This window comes from Pelagibacterium xiamenense (assembly GCF_021166475.1).
GTDB lineage: Bacteria > Pseudomonadota > Alphaproteobacteria > Rhizobiales > Devosiaceae > Pelagibacterium > Pelagibacterium xiamenense.
In genome coordinates, this window is sequence record NZ_JAJOYS010000002.1 from 12,524 (window position 1) to 32,883 (window position 20,360).

Consider the following 20,360-nt stretch of genomic DNA (forward strand, 5'->3'; position numbering starts at 1 on the left):
CTCGCATCTAAATTATCAGTATGAGGCATCGTCTCGCCGCATACCGTCCACGCTGTTTGACACCGGGGTTTGCAGGCCGCCGGACGAATAGTCATGTCCAGCCGTCCCCTTCGAAACGAACACTTGGCGAACCCCGCCCTTTCCGTTTATGTGAACCATGCGTTCCTTTGGAGGAGGGAACCGGAGGGGGAACATTGGCAGTCGATATTCTTATCGCGGAGGATGAGCCGTCCATTCTCGAAGCTCTCGATTTCGTCCTGCAACGCGCGGGATGGTCGATTGCATCGGTTATGGACGGAGAGGCGGTCATAGACGCGGTGCGCCGCATGCAGCCACGCATTCTGGTGCTCGACATCATGCTGCCCAAACGCAGTGGCTTCGAGGTGCTCAAGCAGATCCGCGGCGATCAGTCGACCCGCGACCTGCCCGTCCTCGTCCTCACCGCCAAGGGTCAGCAACAGGACCGCCGCGTCGCCGAGGAACTGGGCGCCGACGTTTTCGTCACCAAGCCCTACGCCAATGCCGAAGTCGTCGACACTGTCCGCCGCATGATCGGCAACCCCGCCTCCCGGAACACGTCTTAGCGGTATCGATCCGATGACCCGTCGCAAAATCATCGGCGCTTCGCTGTTTTTCACGCTCTTTGGCGCCATCGCCATCTTTCCGCCGGTGATCTGGCTGTTCCAGACTGACGATCCGCTTTTCGGCGTGCCGCTGGAGGTCCTCTACATCTTCGGGCTCTGGATCGCGCTCGTCATCGGCGCCCTTCGCTTTGCCGCCGCCCTGCCCTTCGACGAGCCGTCATCCGTCGAGAGCTGGGACAAGGACCAATGACGCTGACGGCCGACCTCGTCATCGCCACGGCCATCGCCTATGTCGGCCTTCTGTTCCTCATTGCCTATATCGGGGACAGCCACACCCGGCGCCGCGCCGGCAGCTTCCTGCGCTCGCCCTTCGTCTACACCCTCTCGATCTCTGTCTACTGCACGAGTTGGACCTTTTACGGCGCCGTCGGCACCGCCGCGCGCTCGGGGCTGGAATTCGTCACCATCTATCTCGGCCCCACCCTCGTTTTCCTCGGCTGGTGGTTTATCCTGAGGCGCCTCGTCCGCATCAGTCACGACCAGCGCATCACGTCGATTGCCGACCTCGTCTCCTCACGCTTCGGCAAGTCGAGCCGCCTTGCGGTCCTCATCACAATCCTCGCGGTCATCGCCATCGCGCCCTACATAGCCCTGCAGCTTAAGGCCATCACATCCTCGATCGAAGCGATTGCCGGCTCCTCGGAATTTGGCCGCGGCAGCCTCGAGGGGCTCGACGATGTTGGCCTCGCGCTCGGCGTCGCCGCCGGCATGGCGATGTTCACCATCCTTTTCGGCACCCGCAATGTCGATGCCAAGGAGCAGCACCACGGCGTCGTCGCCGCTATTGCCTTCGAGGCCATCGTCAAACTGACAGCGCTGATCTCAGTCGGCATTTTCGTGCTTTATATCGGCGGCGGCATCGACCCCATCTTCGCCAACGCCGCCCGGGCCGGCATCGAAATCAACGAGCGCAACGCCTTCGGCGATCGCTGGGTCGCCATGACGCTGCTCGCCGCCAGCGCAGTCATCTGCCTCCCGCGCCAGTTCCAGGTCACCGTCGTCGAAAACTCCGACGAAAGCCATTTGCGCACGGCAAGCTGGGTCTTCCCCGGCTACATGCTCGCCATGAGCCTCTTCATTCTGCCCATCGCGCTTTACGGGCTCACCTCGATGCCGGCGGGGTCTAACCCCGACATGTTCACCCTGACCCTGCCGCTCGCCGCCGGCCAGGACGGTCTTGCGCTTTTCGCCTTCATCGGCGGGTTCTCCTCGGCGACCTCGATGATCATCCTCGAATCCATCGCGCTCTCGATCATGGTCTCCAACCACATCGTCGTCCCCATCATGCTCCGCATGACCGCCAATACCGGCGTCGACGATGGCCAGGGTGTGCGCGCGATCATCCTCAACGCCCGCCGCTTCTCGATCATCCTGATTCTCTTTTTGGGCTTCGGCTATTTCTACCTGACCCGCGGTTCCGACGCCCTCGCACCCATCGGGCTGATCTCGTTTACCGGCGTCGCGCAATTCCTGCCCGCCATCCTTGCGAGCCTTTTCTGGCGCGACGCCTCGGCAAAGGCCGCGACCGCTGCGATCATCGTGGGGTTCATCGTCTGGCTCTGGTCGAGCTTCATGCCGAGCTTCTCTTCCTCGTCTCAGCTCGTCGCTCAGATCATGACGCAAGGCCCTGCAGGCATAACCTGGCTGCGCCCGCAGGCTCTCTTCGGCCTCGAAAACCTCGACCCTCTCGCTCACGCGGTCTTCTGGAGCCTCTTCCTCAACACCTCCGTGCTGATTATCGGCTCGCTCATAACCAGCCAGTCGGCGCTCGAGCACGTCCAGGCCGCTCTGTTTCTCAACGTCTTCCGCAACCGCCCCGAAAATGCCGGCCCCTTGCGCGGCTCTGCCGCCGCCGACGATCTGTTCCTTGTGGCACGCCGCGTTCTGGGGCACGGCCGCGCCGTTGCGCTCTTTTCGGAAGAGGCCAAGCAGGCCCGCATGCCCTGGTCGAGTCTCGAGCCCAGCCCCGCCTTCATCCGCAAGCTCGAGCGCGAGCTCGCCGGCTCAATCGGCGCCGCCTCCGCTCACGTTATGCTCTCCAAGGTGGTTTCAGGCGATGCCATTTCGCTCGAAGAAGTCATGCAGATGGCCGACGAAACCCAGCAGGCGATCGAATATTCCCAGGAGCTCGAGAAAACCTCGAACGAGTTGCGCGCCACTGCAGAAAAGCTCGAGGTCGCCAACCAGCAATTGCGCAAGGTCGACCTGCAGAAGGATGAGTTCCTGAGCCAGGTCAGCCACGAGGTTCGCACCCCCATGACCGCCATCCGCGCCTTCTCCGAAATCCTCCTCAACGAGGCGGATCTTGAAGACCAATCGCGGGAAAAATTCGTCAGGACAATCCACAAGGAAAGCCTCCGCCTCACCTCCCTGCTCGATGAAATCCTCGACTTGTCCGCATTGGAACGCGGCGAGCGCTCCTGGGAGAACCGTCCCGTCAGCGCCGAGGGCGCGCTCGATCAGGCTCTACGCGTCTGCGATGCATTGGCCCGGCAGAACAACACAAAGCTCGAAGCCTTAGAACGTGCCCGGAATGTCACCGTCCTCGCCGAACCCGACCGGCTGAGCCAGGTTCTCATCAACCTCATCTCGAACGCCATCAAATACAACGGCGCCATCCAGCCCGAGGTCGAGGTCCGCTCCCGCATCGAAAACAATCGCTACGTGGTCGAGGTTTGCGACAACGGCCTGGGGATAGCCGAAGAAGAACGCGCCCGCATCTTCGACAAATTCTATCGCGGGCGGCTGGGAGAAACCGGCCCCTATGCCGGGGCCGGCCTTGGACTTCCCATCTCGCGGGAGATCATCTCGCGCATGAACGGCACGCTCGACCTGATCCCCGGCTGGCTCGAAGGCGCGTGCTTCCGCGTAACGCTTCCGATCATCGCGCGATGAACTACTCCTCGAAAAAGCTCCGGGGCGTTTCGTCGTTGAGGAACTGCTCAGTGAACGTCAGCAGCACATCGGTTTGCCCGATCACTGCGGTATGCGAGGTTGCCGGCAGCACAGCGAGGCGCGACTCCGGCAAGGGTACGCCCATATCACCCATCACTCCGCCGCCAAGCAGCCGGAACAGTTCGACCGTATGTTCGAGCGTCACGACATCGGAGTCGCCGGCAATAAGCAGAACGGGCACTTCGAGCCCCGCCACATCCTCTTCCCAATCCAACGGCTCATGCTCGAGCGCGATCATCTTTTCAATAAACGCCGGATAGCCGTCCGGATTTGGCGACAACGCACGATAGGCGTCCTCCATAGGAGTGCCGACGAAAAAATCGACCGTCATCTGCGGCAGGAATTCATGGTAGGCCGGCTGCAGCCCTTCAACGCTGAACGCAATCCCCGAGACGGCAACAAGCTGGTCGACCTTCACGGGATTGTCGATGGCAAGCCGCAGACCGACGGCCCCACCCATCGAGTAGCCGAAGATGTCGGCATCTTCGAGCCCCACCGCGTCCATGAACGCCGCAACGTCGCCGGCCATGTTCCCGTAGGTGATCGGCCGGTCGATATCGTTTGTACGCCCGTGCCCCTGGAGCTCAACGGCGTAGACCGTATGCGTTGCGGCCAACGCTGGGATGATCTCGCCCATCGAAGGGATGTTCATATGGGCCCCATGCAGAACGATCAGCGGATCGCCCTCGCCCGAAACCTCGTAATACATATCCATCCCATTGACATCGACATACGCGCCGACGGGCTCGGACTGAGCCAGCGCGGGAACCGCGGCAAGAATGGCAGCGGCAGCAATTGCAGTGCGACACATTTCTCTTCCCTTTCGAAAAGGCGGTGCGTTGGTGCCGCTATTCAGCAGGCACTTCTTCCATATTCATGTATGCGGGCTCGAAGATGTGACCGTCCGGATCGGCAAAGGCGCGCGAATACATGAAACCCAGATCCTGCGGCTCACGAACGTCTGCCGTGCCACCCGACGCACCTGCCGCTTGAACAAGCGTATCGACCTCTTCCCTGCTCTCGCACGAAAGCGCCAGCAGCACTTCGGCCGTCTTATGGGAGTCGGCGATCTGCTTGGTCGTAAAGGTGGAAAAGTACGCGTGCTTGAGCAACATGAAGACGATGGTGTCCGACCACACCATCGACGCAGCGTTCTCGTCGCTGAACTGCTCGTTCTTGGTGCACCCGATTGCCTCGTAGAAGCGTATCGACACATCGATATCTTTGACGGGCAGATTCACGAAAATCATCTTGGGCATTGAGGTTCCCCTTGGGTGGTAGCCGTGAGGGGATTTACCCCTCACTCCACCAAAAGACGAACCGCCATTACCGCTTCCGACATCCCCGGCGATTTTTTTGAGGATCGGCGACAGGTGGCCGGCCGCTACCGTGGGACTCCGCTGGAATACCCGACCGGCACATTGTCGATCAACCGCACGCCGTCGAGCCAGGCGGCTGCGAGCAATCGCGCCGGTCGCCCCGGTCGGGTCACGGGAGCTAGCGTCCCGGCATCCCGTAGCTCGAGATATTCAACCTCGGAGAAACCCGCCGCCAATATCTCCGCCTTCGCCCGCGCGATCGCAGCATCTGGCCCCTCTCCCGACGAGATCTGCTGCGCTGCGCCGAACAGGGCATCACTAAGCCGCGACGCAATCGTCCTGCCGTTTGCCGTCAGCCGCAAATTGCGTGAGGACATCGCTAACCCGTCATCTTCCCGCACCGTCGCCCCCCCGACGATTGAAACGGGGATATTGAGATCGGCGACCAACCTTCGGATCACGGCAAGCTGTTGGAAATCCTTCTCACCAAACACTGCGACATCCGGCTGGCTCTGCAACAACAGCTTGGCGACAACCGTGGCTACCCCGTCGAAATGTCCCGGCCGAAACGCGCCGCAAAGCCCTTCGCTCACGCCCGCGACCGAAACGGTCGTCGAAAATCCTTCCGGATACATCTCCTCAGGTTCGGGCGCGAACAGCAAGTCTGCACCGACGCCAGCCAGCTTCCCTGCATCGTCGGCCTCGCTGCGCGGGTAGGCGGCAAGATCGTCGGGTCTGTTGAACTGCTTGGGATTGACGAAAAGTGTCACAACAGTCTTATCCGCATGCTCCTTTGCCAGGCGCACAAGGCTTAGGTGCCCCTCATGCAGCGCGCCCATCGTCGGCACGAGCCCCAGGCGATATCCGGCATGCCGCCACTCGTTAATCTGCTCACGAAGCCCGGCAACGGTTCGGACAATCGAAATGCTCATCCCTCGGTCCCGCTTGGCAGCGCCTTGGGCGAATCCCCGAATACGTGATCGGGCCCGGGAAACCGCCGCGCACGGACGTCGTCCGCATAGGCCGATACCGCGGCCTCTGCTGTCGCGCCGAGCTCGGCGTATCGCTTAACAAATTTCGGAAGGAATTCGGTGAATATGCCCAGCATGTCATCGACCACCAGGATCTGCCCGTCGCACTGCGCGGAAGCGCCAATCCCAATGGTTGGAACGCCGATGGCCCCCGTGATCCGCCGCGCCAGAATGTCGGGAACCTTCTCTATAACCACCGCGAAGGCACCCGCGTCCGCGACGGCTTTGGCATCGGCCAGCACCGCATTGGCGTCCGCTCCCCGGCCTTGAACCTTGTACCCGCCGAAGGCGTTCACCGATTGCGGCGTAAGCCCGACATGCCCCATCACGGGGATCGCACGCGCCGTGAGATACTGGACGGTTTTCGCCATCTGCACGCCGCCTTCGAGCTTGACCGCCGCACATCCGGTTTCACGCATCAGGGTCGCCGCGTTGCGAAACGCCTGTTCCGGCCCCTCCTCGTAAGTCCCGAAAGGCATGTCGACGACCATCAATGCCTTCGAAAGTCCACGCCTCACGGCCTTTCCGTGCATCACCATCATGTCCATGGTGACTTCAAGCGTCGACGCCAGCCCGTGCATCACCATCCCCACGCTGTCCCCCACAAGAACAACGTCGCAATGATCATCGACAAGCCTGGCGATCGGCGTCGTATAGGCCGTAAGGCAAACAAGCGGCATCTTGCCCTTGCGCGTACGAATATCCGGCGGCGTCAGCGCCTTGACCGGCTGGGAATGGCTCATGGCTCGCTCCGCAAACGGGCGTTTGCACCACGCCCTTTTTGTTGCAGATGTCATAAACCAAGCGCCTGACTGAAGAAAGGCCGACTCTCGTATACCTTCCATGCAAACTGGCTCATGCACCGGCCGCATCGCAGTCATGACTTGCAATCGGCCCCGTACCCTTTAAGAGAAAGCTCGAACGGACTCGGCCCCCTCCCGGTCGAGTGGCTTCTCCGGGCGCCCATCCCCCGGTCACCTTCAGCACGCGCAATGCCGCCTCGACGTCAAGCCCCGAACGCCGAACGATTGTGCTGACCGCAAGAACAACCAGAGCAGCATGGATTTCCTCACCCGATATCGCACCGAATGGTTCGGAAACGTCCGCGCCGATATTCTGTCCGGCCTCGTCGTCGCGCTGGCCCTGATCCCCGAAGCCATAGCCTTTTCAATAATCGCCGGCGTCGATCCCAAGATCGGGCTCTATGCCTCGTTCTCGATCGCGGTGCTCATAGCCTTTGTCGGCGGTCGCCCCGGTATGATCTCTGCTGCGACGGCCGCAACGGCGGTCCTGATGGTCACGTTGGTACGTGACCATGGTCTGGAGTACCTGCTCGCAGCCACCGTGCTCGCCGGTCTCATCCAGATCGGGGCCGGCTTCCTGAGGCTCGGCTATGTGATGCGCTTCGTCTCAAAATCGGTCATGACCGGTTTCGTCAACGCGCTCGCCATCCTGATTTTCATGGCCCAACTCCCCGAACTCATCGACGTCACCTGGATCACCTACGTCCTCGTCGCCGGCGGCCTCGCGATCATCTATCTCTTCCCATATCTCACCAAAGCCGTTCCTTCGCCCCTGATCTGCATCATCGTCCTCACGGCAATCTCGCTGACTCTCGGTCTCGACGTCCGTACGGTAGGCGATATGGGCGAATTGCCCGATACGTTGCCGGTATTCCTGATCCCGCAGATCCCGCTTACCTTCGAAACGCTCTCGATCATTCTGCCCTACTCGGCGGCGGTCGCTGTCGTTGGGCTTCTCGAATCGCTAATGACCGCTCAAATCGTCGATGACTTGACCGACACCCGCTCCGACAAGAACCTCGAATGCGTCGGACAGGGCATAGCGAATACCGCAACCGGTTTCATTGGCGGGATGGCAGGATGCGCAATGATCGGCCAATCGATGATCAACGTGAAATCTGGCGGTCGTGGTCGCCTATCGACCTTTCTTGCAGGCGCATTCCTGCTGTTTCTGATCCTCGTGCTCGGCGACCTCGTTTCAATGATCCCGATGCCAGCGCTTGTGGCGATCATGATCATGGTTTCGATCGGCACCTTTTCCTGGAGTTCGATCAAGAACCTCGCGTCCCATCCGAAAAGCTCATCTATCGTTATGCTCGCAACGGTCATTACCGTTATCTATACGCACAACCTCGCGATTGGCGTTCTCATCGGCGTCCTGCTCTCGGGCATCTTCTTTGCCTGGAAAATCGCACAGCTCTTTAAAGTCACCTCAACGGCGACCGAAGATGGCCGCCAGCGTACGTATATCGTGGAGGGTCAGCTCTTTTTCGCATCTACGGACGACTTCACCAACGCTTTTGACTTCAAGGAAGCGCTCGATAGCGTCATAATCGACGTAAGTCGTGCACATATCTGGGACATTTCGAGCGTCCAGGCACTCGACATGGTCATTCTCAAATTCCGCCGCGAAGGAGCGGAAGTCGAGGTTCTCGGAATGAACGCGGCCAGCGAGACGCTCGTTGACAAGCTCGCGATCCACGATAAGCCCGGCGCGCTCGACAGCCTCATGGGGCACTAGTGGCGCTTTCCGAAACGGAGGCGCGTCGGCGACAAGTAGAGACCGGTTCGCGGTTCGAACGCGCGAACAACGAAAAGAAAGAGAAGCACTTTTCCCAAAGCGGAGACGGCTTCAGAATGGGAGGCAATTGTGGGCAGGATCATCGCTTTCATCGACGGCTCGGTCTATTCCGATAGCGTACTCGATCATGCCGCATGGGCCGCGAAACGGCTCGACGTAGGCGTCGACGTTGTCCACGTCATCGGCCGGCGTGATATATCGACGACGACGTTCGACCTCTCAGGCAGCCTCATGCTCGGCGCGCGAACCAACCTTCTCAACGAACTCGCCGAGCTCGACGCCCAAAAAGCCCGCCTCGCTAAGGAACGCGGACGGGTTCTGGTGGACAGCGCCGTCGCGAGACTGAAAGAAGCTGGCGTCAAGGAAGCGCATGCAAGATTGCGCCGAGGCGACATCCTCGACGCGGTGCAGGACCTCGAACCTGATGCCGACCTGATTGTTATCGGCAAACGGGGTGAGGCTGCGGATTTCGCCAAGCTCCATCTGGGCTCGAATCTGGAGCGTGTCGCGCGCGCAAGCACCAAGCCCGTCATTGTCGCATCACGCGGCTTCCAGCCGCCCGAACGCTTCATGATTGCTTTCGACGGGGGCGTGAGCGCGACCAAGGCCGTTGCACACATCGCCCAGGGCAAGCTGTTTCCCGGCCTGGAATGCCATATCGTGATGGCTGGCAAGGACACCGAGGACAATCGTGGCAAACTCGACGCCACGCGCCTCCAACTCGCGAACGCCGGATACAAGGTCGCGACCAAACTCGCCGACGTCGAGCCCGAAGCCCTGATCGCCGACTACGTCATCGACAATGCAATCCAGTTCCTCGTCATGGGAGCATACGGCCATTCGCGGATCCGCACGCTCATCATCGGCTCGACGACGACGGAAATGATCCGCTCGGTAACGATACCGGTTCTGCTGTTCCGCTAGCGCTCAGGCCGGATCGGCGGCAAGGATCGCGTCGATCATTTTTTGATTGCCGTAGGAAAACTCCAGCGGGCAGGCGAACGGTTCACCAGTTCTGACCGACCGGCAGAACGCTTCGATCATCAGTTGATACTGGTCGACGGAATTATAGCTCTGCGACCGGGTGGTGCCGTCGCCAAGACGAATGTCGAGCCGGACGTCGCCATAAAGGTTGGTGTTGAACGGCGCGTTCAGCCGTAGCCAGCCGTCCTCGCCGTGAAATACCATTTCCTGGCGTGCCGCCTGCCGCATGCCGACATAAAAGCTCATCGTGAATTCAGGGAAGTCGGCCCAGACCCGTGCGAACGTATCCACGCCGTTCTCGCGCTGGATGTCCGCGCGCAACCGGGTTGGCTCCGCGCCGGTAACGAAGCGGGCCGTGATCGAAGGATAGACCCCGATATCATAGAGCCCTCCCCCGCCGGTCGCTGCCTGGTTGCGAATGTTGGCGGGATCGAGATTGCGGTACGTGAATGCGCCGTCGATATGCTGCAACTTCCCGATCGCGCCATCCGCGATGAGCGCCCTTGCCGCCTGCCATTGCGGATGATGCACCACCATAAAGCCCTCCGCGGCAAGTTTCCCCGATCGATCCCGCGCCGCAATCAGCGATTTGATCTGCTCGGCATCGAGCGCCAGGGGTTTTTCGCACAGCACATGCTTGCCCGCGTCGAGGGCCCTGAGCGTCCATTCGACATGGAGATGATTGGGCAACGGAATATAGACCGCGTCGACATCGGGATCGTCGAGCAGCGCCTGATAGTCGCCAATGACCCGCAAACCGGGATAGCGAGCCAGAAATGGCGCTGCCTTCTCCCCGCTCGTCGTCGCCAAGGCCGCTAGATGCGCCCCCTCTGCCCGCGCAATCGCTGGCGCTAGCGCGGACCTTGCGATTGCAGCAGCTCCGAGAATTCCCCAACGCAATGTCTCGGTCATGCCGTCCTCCCCCAATGCAATCCGATCCGGGAAGCGTCCTAACATGTCACGAGCGTGTGCGCCAGCGGCCGAGGGGCTTAGTGCTGATGGCCCGCGTGGCTGTGCTGGGTCGCATCGGCTGCCTCGACGGCAACCACGATATCGAGATCGCCGAAATCGAAATCGAGTTCCATTTCGAAGCTCTCGCCCTCGTGCAGGTCCTCGCTAAGCCCGTCGAGTTCGATCGCGAGCCCGTTTGGCCCGAGAACAACGTGACCACCCGCGGCGACCGGCATGCCCGGCAATTCGGCGTAAAGAGGCTCCCCGTCCACAAGCGCAAAACCGACCAGCGTAGCACTGTCCGCGTTCTCGGCCTTGCCACCGACGAGCATTACCTCGGCGTCCGAAGCATTCTCGATCTCTACGAAAACCAGTGCTTGGTTTGCATGCGTCGCGTTGGTCCAGGCATGGACCGCACGTACGCCGTTCGCTTCCGAGACATGATCCTCATCGTCGCCCGCGTGCTCGCCGTGATCGTCATGATGCTCTTCGCCGTGCTCGCCCTCATGATCGTGGTCTTCTTGCGCCAGGACAGGGGTGGCGAGGAGGGCAAGCGACAAGAGAACGACGCGGATCATGAACGGACTCCGATTTAAATGTTATAAGTTAACCGCGGAGATCAGTAACGACCGGGCGTGACAAAGCGATGAAGGCGGGTGTCAGTGCCAGAACAACGGTGACGCTCACAAATGCCGCAACCAGATGAAGCTCGGGCCAGCCCAGGCTCGATCGCACCAGAATATCGGTGCGCGCAGTCACAATTCGTGAAATCGCCTCCGTAGCGGCGAGGCCCACGACAATCCCGAGCACCGCACCCGACCCGATAAGAACGCTCGCATAGCTCCAGATGACCGAGAAAACGAACCGCCGCGGCGCCCCCAGCGCCCGCAGCAGCGCCAGTCGCCGCGCAAAGAGCCGCGTGAGGATCACAAGCCCGGCAAGAACGCCGGCAGTCACAAGTACCTGCGTGACGATCGCCATCACGCTCATCACTTCGCGCACGTCTCCCATCAGCCCGTGCAGACTGGCAAGCACCGCGCCGGGAAAGAACGCCATGGTCTCGTCGGTCGTGAACTGCGACCGCAACGCGTAGTTGGCCCAAAGTTCCTCCGCGCGCACGAGCACCGCAGGGGTCCCCGGGAACTGCTCGGCGAGAAAAGGTGGCCCGATGCGACCTGCGTCGTCCGGCGCGTGCCCGTTAGGCAACCCGTGCACCTCCCAGACCGCCTCGACCGGCACAAGGATTGCCTTGTCCCACGGGCTTCCGGTCGGCTGCATCCGGCCGACAACTTCATATTCGAAATGCGCGTGTGCCGAGTCGTCTGCCGCGCCTGCCACGCCGTGTGCGGGCGAAAATCGGTCGCCCAGGGCAAGCGCGACATTGGCGCCGATTACCGCATCGGTATGCACTTCGAATAACCGCCCATCGGCGAGTTCGTCCGTCATGTGCAAGACAAAATCCGCGGTCGTGCCAACAACCGGCGCCGATCTGTAGCTGTCTCCGAACGCGATCGGCGCCGCCAGCGCAACGTTCTCGGCGTTCGCGATAGCGTTGTATTGCGCCCCGGTCAGCAGCGGCACATCGGAGGGTTGTAGATAGACCGCAGCGAATAGCATGGTGATCTCGCTGCCCGGTGCGGAAACCACGAGATCGAATTTATCGGCAGCCCGTGCAGTTCCCTGCCGCAGGCCGCGTTCCTGGGCGATGAGCCCAACCCCGATTCCGACCGAGACCGCGATCAAGGCGATGAACAGCAGATTAGTCCATTTGAACCGCCACATCATCGCCCGCACGAGCGTCATTGGCCGGAAGCCGAGAACGACAAGAAGTCCGACGAGAACCGCAGGCAGCAGGAGAAGGACGAACAAAAGCGCGTCCTGAGCGGCTACTGGCAGGCCATCCCAAACCATGAATACCGGATCAAGCATAGGTGGTATCGCTCGCAATCTGGCCGTCGATGATTTCGATGACACGGTCCGCACGCTCATGTACCGCTGAATCGTGACTGACCGCGACCAGTGTCTTGCCGTCCGTTCGAGCGAGCCGGACAAGGTCGTCGACGAGCGCATCGGCCGCTTTTCGGTCGAGGCTGGCTGTCGGTTCGTCGGCCAGGATGACGTCGGGATCGCTGGCAAGCGCTCGCGCAATTGCGACCCGCTGGCGCTCGCCACCCGAAAAACTTTCGACCGTGCGTGCGCCCAAAGGCGCAATTCCCAGCCGTTCGAGTACCGATGCAGCACGAAGGCGCATCGCCTTTTGCGCGCCCGCAGGCGCAAAGGCGCCCGGCAATGCGGCGTTGGCGAGCGCGGAAAGCTCCTCGAATAGCAAAAAATCCTGAAAGACCAGTCCGATCGCACTCCGCCTGAACGCCGCGCGCTTTTGTATGCCCAGAGCCAGGATGTCGGTATCGCCCCAGACAATGCTGCCGCTCGCTGTCCCAGCCAGCCCCGCGCAGGCGAAAAGAAACGTCGATTTGCCGGCTCCGGATGGGCCTTTGACGGCAACGCAACTGCCTGGCGCTACCTCCAGGTCCGGAACGGCGAGAAGCGTACGGCTGTCCCGCCCGCTCACAGCGAGCCCTGATATCGCAAGAGCGAGGCCCATGGGATGCTACACGCGCTCCTGGGTAGCGTCGACGACCCGTACACGGCTGACAAAGCCCAACTCGGGATCGGTATAGGTTCCGAGTTCCAGAACGCCGCGGGTCACGATCATGACGTTGAACGGTATCACGTCGACCACGCGCTTGGCGTAAACCGCCAGGATGTCGTTGGGCCATTCGGCCTCGCTTGAACAGAAAGGACAAACCGCCATCGGACGATTGGTCAGCACGTAGAATTGCGATTCGGCCTTGAGCGGTGGCGCCATGAAGCCCTCGATCGCCACGCGTTTACCCTCCTGCTCAAGCGCAAAATCAGTAAACGACATGTCGTTGTTGTAGAGCTCGCGCAGGCGAACCTGCTCTTCATAGGCGTGGGCGGGGCTGGCAACAAAGGGCGCGCAAATGGCCGCGCCGGTAGCCGTGGCGAAAAACGCGCGACGGTTCATGACTGGCCTCCAAGATCGACTGAAACGTGGCCTATACCGCGTATGTGACACTAGGACGAAGGACCCGGATCGCTCCGGGCCCTTCACATTCGTGTATCGGTGAAACGCTTATTCCGCAGCGCCGAAGGCAGCGTGATTCATGACGTGGAAGATCATTTCCTGATCCATCGTGCCGCCAAACAGATGCGCCCAGGGCCCCTTGGCCCAGAGGGCAACGTCGACGCCCGAGTGCGTTTCCGAACCCATCGGGATCAGCGCCTGCTGCAGGTAATCAGGATCCATCGCCGCTTCCTGGGTCACTTCAGGACGCGAACCCGCATACGTGCCGTCTTCCTGCTCGACAAGGACCGAGCCAGCGCCGTTGGTGTAGCTGACAACCGTGTAGGGCATGCCGTCGTCGGCGAGAGCCGGCTCGCCGGAGTGCTCGACCTGTCCGGACGCGACGCCCATACAAAGGCCGGTGATAGGTGTACCGCGACCGCAGTAGCCGTTGAAGCTGATGACGTGCTCGTGGTCGGCAGTGACGATGATGAGAGTATTCTCGTCATCGGTCATTTCGTCGGCCAGCGCAACGGCTTCAGCAAATGCAACACCGTCGGTGAACGCGCGGTACGCGTTGCCGCCGTGACTGGCGTGATCGACGCGGCCGGCTTCAACCACAAGGTAGAAACCTTCCCCGTCTCCGTTGCCTTCGAGCTGCTCAATGGCGGCGGCGGTCAGGTCGGCCAGCGACGGTTCGGTTTCAGGCCGGTCGTACTCGTAGCTCATGTGCGAGCCCGAGAACAAACCAAGGATCGGGGCGCCAGCATCTGCAGCAGCTAGAGTGTCGGCATCGTAAACGAACCTGGCGCCAGCAGCTTGCGCGCGTTCGATCAGGTTCGCATCGTCGGGACGACCACCCGAGCCTACGGCAAGCTCTGTGCCTTCGGGTGCGAAGGCGCTGATGCCGCCACCCAGGGCGATGTCGATCACACCGGCCTCCATCTGTTCAATAAGCTGGGTTGCGATATCCGTGCAGCCCTCAGGAGCTTCGTCTTCCCAATTGCGATTTGCGGTCTTGGCATAGACTGCAGCACCGGTGGCATGGGTGATGCGAGCGGTCGAAACGACACCGACGGACTTGCCAGCGTCAGAGAGCATTTCCGAGAACAGGCGCAGCGGTGATTCCGTCGAGCAGTCGTCGTGAACGACGGTGTCAGCCATATTGATGGTGTTGAAGACCTGCTTGACGCCGGTGTTCATTGCACCGGCCGTCGGCGCAGAGTCAGGGGTCTGAGCGTTGATGTTGTAGGTCTTGATAATCGCCGTATTGGGGTAAAGGTCGTAAACGAGATTATGCTCTTCGCCCAGAAGGCCCATCTGCTGCCCCTGGAACAGGCGGATGCCATAATTGGTGCCCACGCCCATACCATCCGCGACGAACAGGATGATATTGGTCGCCTGGTTGGTGTTGGGCTCACGAGCGATCGCGGCTTCGAGGTTGGCCTGAGCGGCGGTGAAGTATTCGCTGCTTGCCTGCGGCAAATCCTGGGCAATGGCGGTCGACGCGCAGAGCGTCATGGCCATCGCCGTTACAATGGTGCGTTGAAACATTAGTGCCTCCATGGGGTTCTAATGGAAGCGCACGCTAGAGCCCGTCTGTGACGGGTCTTTCAAGGATTTGCGACTATTGCATGACTGTGGATGCCCTGCTTGGCCGGGCCAATCGTCAGATCGCCTTTCCCGTTTCGGGATCGAACGCATGCACATTCTCTGGTGCGATGGCCAGCCCGATCTTGTCCCCGGCGGCTACATCGGTGCGCCCATTGACCACCACCACGATTTCAGGCTCGCCCAGCGATGAGATGTAGGTCGTGGAACCGGTGGATTCGACCGTTGTCACGGAAAGGTGCAGAGCCGCTTCGTCGCCACTGGCGAGCTGGAGAAACTCTGGCCGAAGCCCCACTGTAATCTTGCGTCCCGGCTCCAGCCTTTTACCAATCTGGATCGAAGGTTCGTCGGGTAGCGCCAGCCTGGCGCCCGTGCCACTACCATCGACGGTTCCATCGACAAAGTTCATCGCCGGCGATCCAATGAAGCCCGCTACAAACATGTTCGCGGGCCGGTCGTAGAGCTCCAGTGGCGCGCCCTGCTGCTCGATCACCCCCTCGCGCATGACAACGACATGGTCCGCCATCGTCATCGCCTCGATCTGGTCGTGCGTGACGTAGACCGATGTCGCCCTGAGCCGGTCGTGCAGCGCCCGGATTTCTTTGCGCATATGCACGCGCAGGGCCGCGTCGAGGTTCGAGAGCGGTTCGTCGAACAGGAACGCCTTGGGATGGCGGATGATCGCCCGCCCCATCGCCACACGCTGCCGCTGTCCGCCTGAAAGCTCGCGCGGCAAGCGCCGCAAAAGTTTCTGCAGTCCGGTCGTCGCGGCGACCTCGTTGGCCGCGGCCTCGGCCTCCGACTTGGGCCGGCGCTTCAGCCGCAGCGAATAGGTAAGATTGTCCAGAACGCTCATATGCGGGTAAAGCGCGTAGGACTGGAACACCATCGCGACATCGCGCTTGCGCGGCGGCACACCGTTCATCACGTCCCCGGCAATCTTCATGGTGCCGCCGGAAATGCTCTCGAGCCCCGCGAGCGAACGCAAGAGCGTCGACTTCCCGCAGCCCGACGGCCCGACGAGCGCCACGAACTGCCCGTTCTCAATCGTCAGATTAATGTCCCTGAGCGCGTGGAAAGAGCCATAGTGCTTATCGATATTAGTCAATTCGATCTGGGGCTGTGCGGTCATTTGAGCGCTCCCGAGGTAAGGCCGGCAACAATGCGGCGCTGGAGGAGAACGAAGGCGGCGAGAATCGGTGTCACATAGATCGAGGCGTACGCCATGATATTGTTCCACTCGTTGGTATTGGGCCCCATGAAGGCATTGAGCCCCACACTCGCCGGCTGGAGCGCCGGCGACTGAATGATCGACTTCGAATAGACGTATTCGCCGAAAGCCTGCATGAAGATGAGGATCGCCGAAACGAGGATCCCGTTGCGCGCGAGCGGCAGCGCGATGGCGAAAAACGCCCCGATGCGGGAATTGCCGTCAACCAGCGCTGCCTCTTCGAGTTCGCTCGGAACGCTCATGAACGTCGCGCGTACCAGAACCACGAAGAACGGCATGGTCTTGGCGGTGAGTGCCAGGATCACCGCAAGGCGCGGCGTCTCGAGCAGTCCGAACTGCGAGAACCCTACAAAGATTGGCGTGATCATCAACGAGGCGGGCAGGACCTGCAGCATCAGGATCAAGAAAAGCCCAATATCGATCCACATATTGCGGTACCGCGCCAGCACGTAGGCGCATCCGGTTCCCAGCGCCGCCGTCAGGAACGTGGTCCCCGAGGCGATAATGAGGGAATTCCAGATATAGCTGCCCATGTCTCGCACGGACCAGACATAGGGGAAATTATCCCACTGCGCGTCGCGTGGTACAAAGCCCGGCGGCGTCGCGAAGACTTCGGAACCCGTCTTCAGGCTGGTTACATACATCCAGTAAAGCGGGAAGAGGTAAAGCGCGGCGAGGCCCAGGGCGACGGCCAGGAGCAACCAGTTGCGCAAGCTTGCATTCATGGCCCTACCCCCTCACTTCGTGGCGCGTCGAGCGCACATAGATAACCGAGGCGACCATCACGAGCGCGATCATCAGCACCGAGATCGTCGCGCCCTTGGCGAAATCGTACTGCCGGAACGAGAAGTCCCACGCCCAGTATTGCGCGACATTGGACGAGTTCGCAGGCCCGCCCGAGGTGATCGCGGCAAAAAGGTCGAACTGCTGGAGCGTGAAGATCAGCCCCAGCGAAATCACCGCCCCGATCGTCGCCCGCATCATGGGAAGTGTGATCGTCCAGAACCGCTGCCAGCCGTTCGCACCATCGAGCGCCGCCGCCTCGTAGAGATCGCGCGGGATCGAGGCGAGCCCTACCGACAGGAGGATCATATTGAACGATGTGCCCAGCCAGATATTGGCAATAATCACGGCCCAGAGCGAAAATGCCGTGTCTGAACGCCAGAAGATGTTGTCCTCAATGATCCCCAGCCCAGTCAGAGCAAAGTTGAGAACGCCGAAATCACCGGCCAAAATCCAGTTCCAGATGGCCCCGACAACGAGTCCGGGCATCACCCAGGACACCAGAAAAAGCCCTCGGAGATAAGTTGATCCGGGGAATTTGAGCGTAAAGAACAGAGCCAGTCCGAATCCGATCACGAACTGTCCGCCGATCGAGGCCACCACGAAGACGACCGTATTGCGCATCACGGGCCAAAAGATCGGTTCGGAAAAGACAGCGATGTAGTTGTCGAATCCGACAAACGGTCGCGCGAACGTGCCGAGACTGAACATGTCGACGGCCTGAAAGCTCATTACGACATTGTAGACGAGCGGCAGCCCGGCAAAGATGCCAAGGAACAGAAGTGCCGCACCGACGAGCGCGATGTCGAAGCCCTTCCCGTCTCGGAAGCTGGATATGACGCGGTTCATGAGAACGCTCCGCTATTCGTGCCGTCTCCCGAGCGGGGTGAACAACATTGCCCACCCCGCCCCTCGGGAGGCTTCCGGACAAAGCCCGGAAGTATCAGGACCTGTTATTCGAGTACGCCGTCGACCGTGGCCTGGGCCTGGTCGAGCGCGGCCTGGGCGGTCATCTGCCCGGTCAACGTCGCCTGGATCGCGTCCTGGATGGCGCGCGAAATCTGCGGCCATTCGGGATGCGGACCGCGCGGCTTGGCGTATTGAAGCTGCTCAAGGAACACCTCCAACGCGGCATCCTTGAGCGGCTCTCCGGTTTCCGGGATCTCGATATCCGAACGCGCCGGCAACTGGCCGAATTCAGGGAACAGCCGATCGTCCTGGCTCGCGAAATACTCGATCGCCTGGAAGGCTTCTTCGGGATGCTCTGTGGTCGAGAAGATCGCCCAGTTAAAGTCGCCCATGGCCGAGGACCGTTCCGCGCCTTCTTCAGGCACCGGAAGCAGAGTGACACCCCAATCGAACTGGGCTTCCTCCAGCATACGGTTGATTTCCCAGGGCCCCGAAATGGCCATGGCCGCATTCCCGGAATTGAACGTCCCTGTCGAATCCCATTGCCCACGCGTCAGCGAATCAGGCGATGCAAGCCGCTCGTCAAGAATGGTTTCCCAAATCTCCAGGGCCTCGACGACGCCCGGCGCGTTGAGGTTGTCATACCCGCCGCCGGCCATCTGCGCCCAGGGCAGGAACTGGAACGTGCCTTCTTCGCTCGCCTTTGCCGAAAACGCCAAACCGTAGACATTGTTGTCCGGATCGGTGAGCGTCCGCGCCGCTTCGACAAGTTCGTCCCAGGTCGCCGGCGGATCTTCAGGATCGAGCCCGGCAGCTTCGAACATGTCCTTGTTGTAGTAAAGCGCGATGGTATTGGTCGCCTTGGGGAGACCATAGAGCTTACCGTCCCAGGTCACCGAGGCCAGCGGGCCGGGGAAGTAGTTGTCCGGGTCGATGACGTCGGATTCTGCAACCATATCAGTGATATCGAGGAACGCCCCGCGCGACGCAAAAAGCGCGTGCTCGGGATTGTCCACCGCGATGATGTCCGGCGCCTGTCCTGTCGCGAAAGCGCGCATGGATTCGCTGACCACGTCGTCGAACTGGATCTCGCGGTATTCCACCGTGATGCCGTTGTCCATATCGGAGAACTCTTGCGCCAGATTGAGCGCCGGCTGGTTCTCGTCGTCGAGCGACCAGATCGTGATGGTGGTCTGCGCCTCGGCAGCCCCCGCCAACGCCAGAACCGAGACGCCCGACAGCGCAACGCTTCCCGCTAAACTCTTGAATTTCATCATAGTCCACTCCTCCTCTGTGGCTTTCAGGTTAATGGCCGGGTTCCCGCCCGGACCGAAAAAATCAGACCGCGTCGGCAACGAAATCGCCGCCCCGGCAATGCTTCAGGTAGTTGAGCGCGTGCACCTGCCCGGTCATTTCCAGCGCGTCGCGATAAACCGGGTCGTGCCAGCCTTCGATGTCGATCGATCCGGTCCAGCCCGCGAGCCGTAATTCCGAGATGATATCGGTCCAGTTGCTGTCGCCGAAACCGGGGGTGCGCATGAAGACGAACGGCTCTTTTCCGAAGATGCCGTGCTCCTTGATGACGTCCCAGCGAATGGTCGCATCCTTGCCGTGAACGTGGAAAATCTTGTCCGCCCACTTGCGAATTTGTGGAAGCGGATCAATGAGATAGACCATCTGATGGCAGGGCTCCCACTCAAGCCCGATATTCTCGTCGGGCGTCTCGTTGAAGATGAGTTCCCAGGCGTCGGGGTTGTGGGCGATGTTCCAGTCGCCGCTCTGCCAGTTGCCGTCCATGGCGCAGTTTTCAAAGGCGATTTTGACGCCCTTGTCCGCGGCGCGCCTGGCCAGTTCGGACCAGACCTTCCTGTATTGCGGAAGGCTCTCCTCGATGGGCCTGCCGCGCACGCGGCCGGTGAAGCCGGCAACGCAGTCGGCGCCGAAATGGTGAGCGTTATCAATACATTGCTTCCAGCCCTCAAGCGTATCGCGGTCGAGCGGCTGGTCTTCGAGCGGGTTGCCGAACATACCGATGGTCGAGATCGTGATGTCCCGGTCACCGATCGCGTCGCGGGCGCGTTTGCCCAGTTCGGCGAGGTCCTGGCCCTCTGTCGTTTGCCAGAAAAACGGCTCGAAACTCTCGAAACCCTTGTCCACGATGGCCTCAATGGAACCATCGAGGCCTCCGCCATTGGCTTTGACCATGGTTCCGATGCGGATGGCTTTGGCTGGATCGCTCACTGGAATGTT

Annotated in this window: 20 protein-coding genes and 1 other annotated feature; of the genes, 5 read left to right on the forward strand and 15 right to left on the reverse strand. The window is 60.9% G+C overall.

What is annotated here, in order from left to right:
* Window positions 1-194: 194 nt before the first annotated feature.
* Genes LSG43_RS07970 through LSG43_RS07980 form a run of 3 tightly spaced genes read left to right on the forward strand, consistent with a single transcriptional unit; the run spans window position 195 to window position 3,539 of the window.
* A complete protein-coding gene (locus LSG43_RS07970) occupies window positions 195-584 on the forward strand; it encodes a response regulator transcription factor (RefSeq protein WP_231802897.1) in 390 nt (129 codons plus the stop codon).
* Window positions 585-597: 13 nt separating this feature from the next.
* Window positions 598-834, forward strand: a complete 237-nt coding sequence (locus tag LSG43_RS07975; protein ID WP_231802899.1) for a hypothetical protein — start codon at window positions 598-600, stop codon at window positions 832-834.
* Complete coding sequence (locus tag LSG43_RS07980) at window positions 831-3,539, forward strand: sensor histidine kinase (protein ID WP_231802901.1); 2,709 nt, start codon at window positions 831-833, stop codon at window positions 3,537-3,539. Before LSG43_RS07975 ends, LSG43_RS07980 begins: the two co-directional genes overlap by 4 nt.
* A 1-nt stretch (window position 3,540) precedes the next feature.
* On the opposite strand, the gene LSG43_RS07985 is transcribed toward LSG43_RS07980, so the two are convergent.
* From LSG43_RS07985 to panB, 4 genes are all read right to left on the reverse strand, one after another.
* Window positions 3,541-4,410 carry an alpha/beta fold hydrolase gene (locus LSG43_RS07985; RefSeq protein WP_231802903.1) on the reverse strand — a complete coding sequence of 290 codons (870 nt, stop codon included), beginning with the start codon at window positions 4,408-4,410 and terminating at the stop codon, window positions 3,541-3,543.
* A gap of 37 nt (window positions 4,411-4,447) precedes the next feature.
* Window positions 4,448-4,858, reverse strand: a complete 411-nt coding sequence (locus LSG43_RS07990) for a VOC family protein (protein WP_231802905.1) — start codon at window positions 4,856-4,858, stop codon at window positions 4,448-4,450.
* 125 nt (window positions 4,859-4,983) lie between these two features.
* Window positions 4,984-5,850, reverse strand: a complete 867-nt coding sequence (gene panC / locus LSG43_RS07995; RefSeq protein WP_231802907.1) for a pantoate--beta-alanine ligase — start codon at window positions 5,848-5,850, stop codon at window positions 4,984-4,986.
* A complete protein-coding gene (panB, locus tag LSG43_RS08000) occupies window positions 5,847-6,692 on the reverse strand; it encodes a 3-methyl-2-oxobutanoate hydroxymethyltransferase (protein WP_231802909.1) in 846 nt (281 codons plus the stop codon). Before panB ends, panC begins: the two co-directional genes overlap by 4 nt.
* Window positions 6,693-6,869: 177 nt before the next feature.
* Window positions 6,870-6,929, forward strand: a sequence feature (sul1 is cis-regulatory element that is thought to sense ions involved in sulfur or methionine metabolism; They are found in Alphaproteobacteria).
* A 79-nt stretch (window positions 6,930-7,008) separates the two neighbouring features.
* Here panB and LSG43_RS08005 point away from each other — a divergent pair.
* On the forward strand, window positions 7,009-8,493 hold the full coding sequence (locus LSG43_RS08005; RefSeq protein WP_231802911.1) for a SulP family inorganic anion transporter: 1,485 nt from the start codon (window positions 7,009-7,011) through the stop codon (window positions 8,491-8,493).
* 129 nt (window positions 8,494-8,622) lie between these two features.
* Complete coding sequence (locus tag LSG43_RS08010; protein ID WP_231802913.1) at window positions 8,623-9,477, forward strand: universal stress protein; 855 nt, start codon at window positions 8,623-8,625, stop codon at window positions 9,475-9,477.
* Between the two features lie 3 nt (window positions 9,478-9,480).
* Here LSG43_RS08010 and LSG43_RS08015 read toward each other — a convergent pair whose 3' ends face one another.
* The 11 genes from LSG43_RS08015 to LSG43_RS08065 form a co-directional block, all read right to left on the reverse strand.
* Window positions 9,481-10,449, reverse strand: coding sequence for a Gfo/Idh/MocA family protein (locus LSG43_RS08015; protein WP_231802915.1), 969 nt, complete (start codon window positions 10,447-10,449; stop codon window positions 9,481-9,483).
* Window positions 10,450-10,526: 77 nt separating this feature from the next.
* Entirely contained in the window at window positions 10,527-11,066 is a 540-nt protein-coding gene (locus LSG43_RS08020) for a copper chaperone PCu(A)C (RefSeq protein ID WP_231802917.1), read from the reverse strand.
* A gap of 28 nt (window positions 11,067-11,094) precedes the next feature.
* Window positions 11,095-12,417 (reverse strand): ABC transporter permease family protein, encoded by a 1,323-nt coding sequence (locus LSG43_RS08025; protein ID WP_231802919.1) that lies wholly within the window; start codon window positions 12,415-12,417, stop codon window positions 11,095-11,097.
* The gene (locus LSG43_RS08030) at window positions 12,410-13,093 is read right to left on the reverse strand and encodes an ABC transporter ATP-binding protein (RefSeq protein ID WP_231802921.1); all 684 of its coding nucleotides are present in this window, start codon (window positions 13,091-13,093) and stop codon (window positions 12,410-12,412) included. Before LSG43_RS08030 ends, LSG43_RS08025 begins: the two co-directional genes overlap by 8 nt.
* A 6-nt stretch (window positions 13,094-13,099) precedes the next feature.
* Window positions 13,100-13,537: a hypothetical protein gene (locus tag LSG43_RS08035; protein WP_231802923.1), complete on the reverse strand. Its 438-nt coding sequence runs from the start codon at window positions 13,535-13,537 to the stop codon at window positions 13,100-13,102.
* Window positions 13,538-13,645: 108 nt separating this feature from the next.
* Window positions 13,646-15,130 carry an alkaline phosphatase gene (locus LSG43_RS08040; protein WP_231802925.1) on the reverse strand — a complete coding sequence of 495 codons (1,485 nt, stop codon included), beginning with the start codon at window positions 15,128-15,130 and terminating at the stop codon, window positions 13,646-13,648.
* 115 nt (window positions 15,131-15,245) lie between these two features.
* Entirely contained in the window at window positions 15,246-16,319 is a 1,074-nt protein-coding gene (locus LSG43_RS08045; RefSeq protein WP_231802927.1) for an ABC transporter ATP-binding protein, read from the reverse strand.
* Window positions 16,316-17,143, reverse strand: coding sequence for a carbohydrate ABC transporter permease (locus LSG43_RS08050; RefSeq protein ID WP_231802929.1), 828 nt, complete (start codon window positions 17,141-17,143; stop codon window positions 16,316-16,318). The genes LSG43_RS08045 and LSG43_RS08050 overlap by 4 nt, the downstream gene beginning before the upstream one ends.
* A 4-nt stretch (window positions 17,144-17,147) precedes the next feature.
* Window positions 17,148-18,050 carry a carbohydrate ABC transporter permease gene (locus tag LSG43_RS08055; protein WP_231802931.1) on the reverse strand — a complete coding sequence of 301 codons (903 nt, stop codon included), beginning with the start codon at window positions 18,048-18,050 and terminating at the stop codon, window positions 17,148-17,150.
* A 104-nt stretch (window positions 18,051-18,154) separates the two neighbouring features.
* Entirely contained in the window at window positions 18,155-19,384 is a 1,230-nt protein-coding gene (locus tag LSG43_RS08060) for an ABC transporter substrate-binding protein (RefSeq protein ID WP_439652033.1), read from the reverse strand.
* 64 nt (window positions 19,385-19,448) lie between these two features.
* Window positions 19,449-20,351: a sugar phosphate isomerase/epimerase family protein gene (locus LSG43_RS08065; RefSeq protein WP_231802935.1), complete on the reverse strand. Its 903-nt coding sequence runs from the start codon at window positions 20,349-20,351 to the stop codon at window positions 19,449-19,451.
* Between the last annotated feature and the right edge of the window lie 9 nt (window positions 20,352-20,360).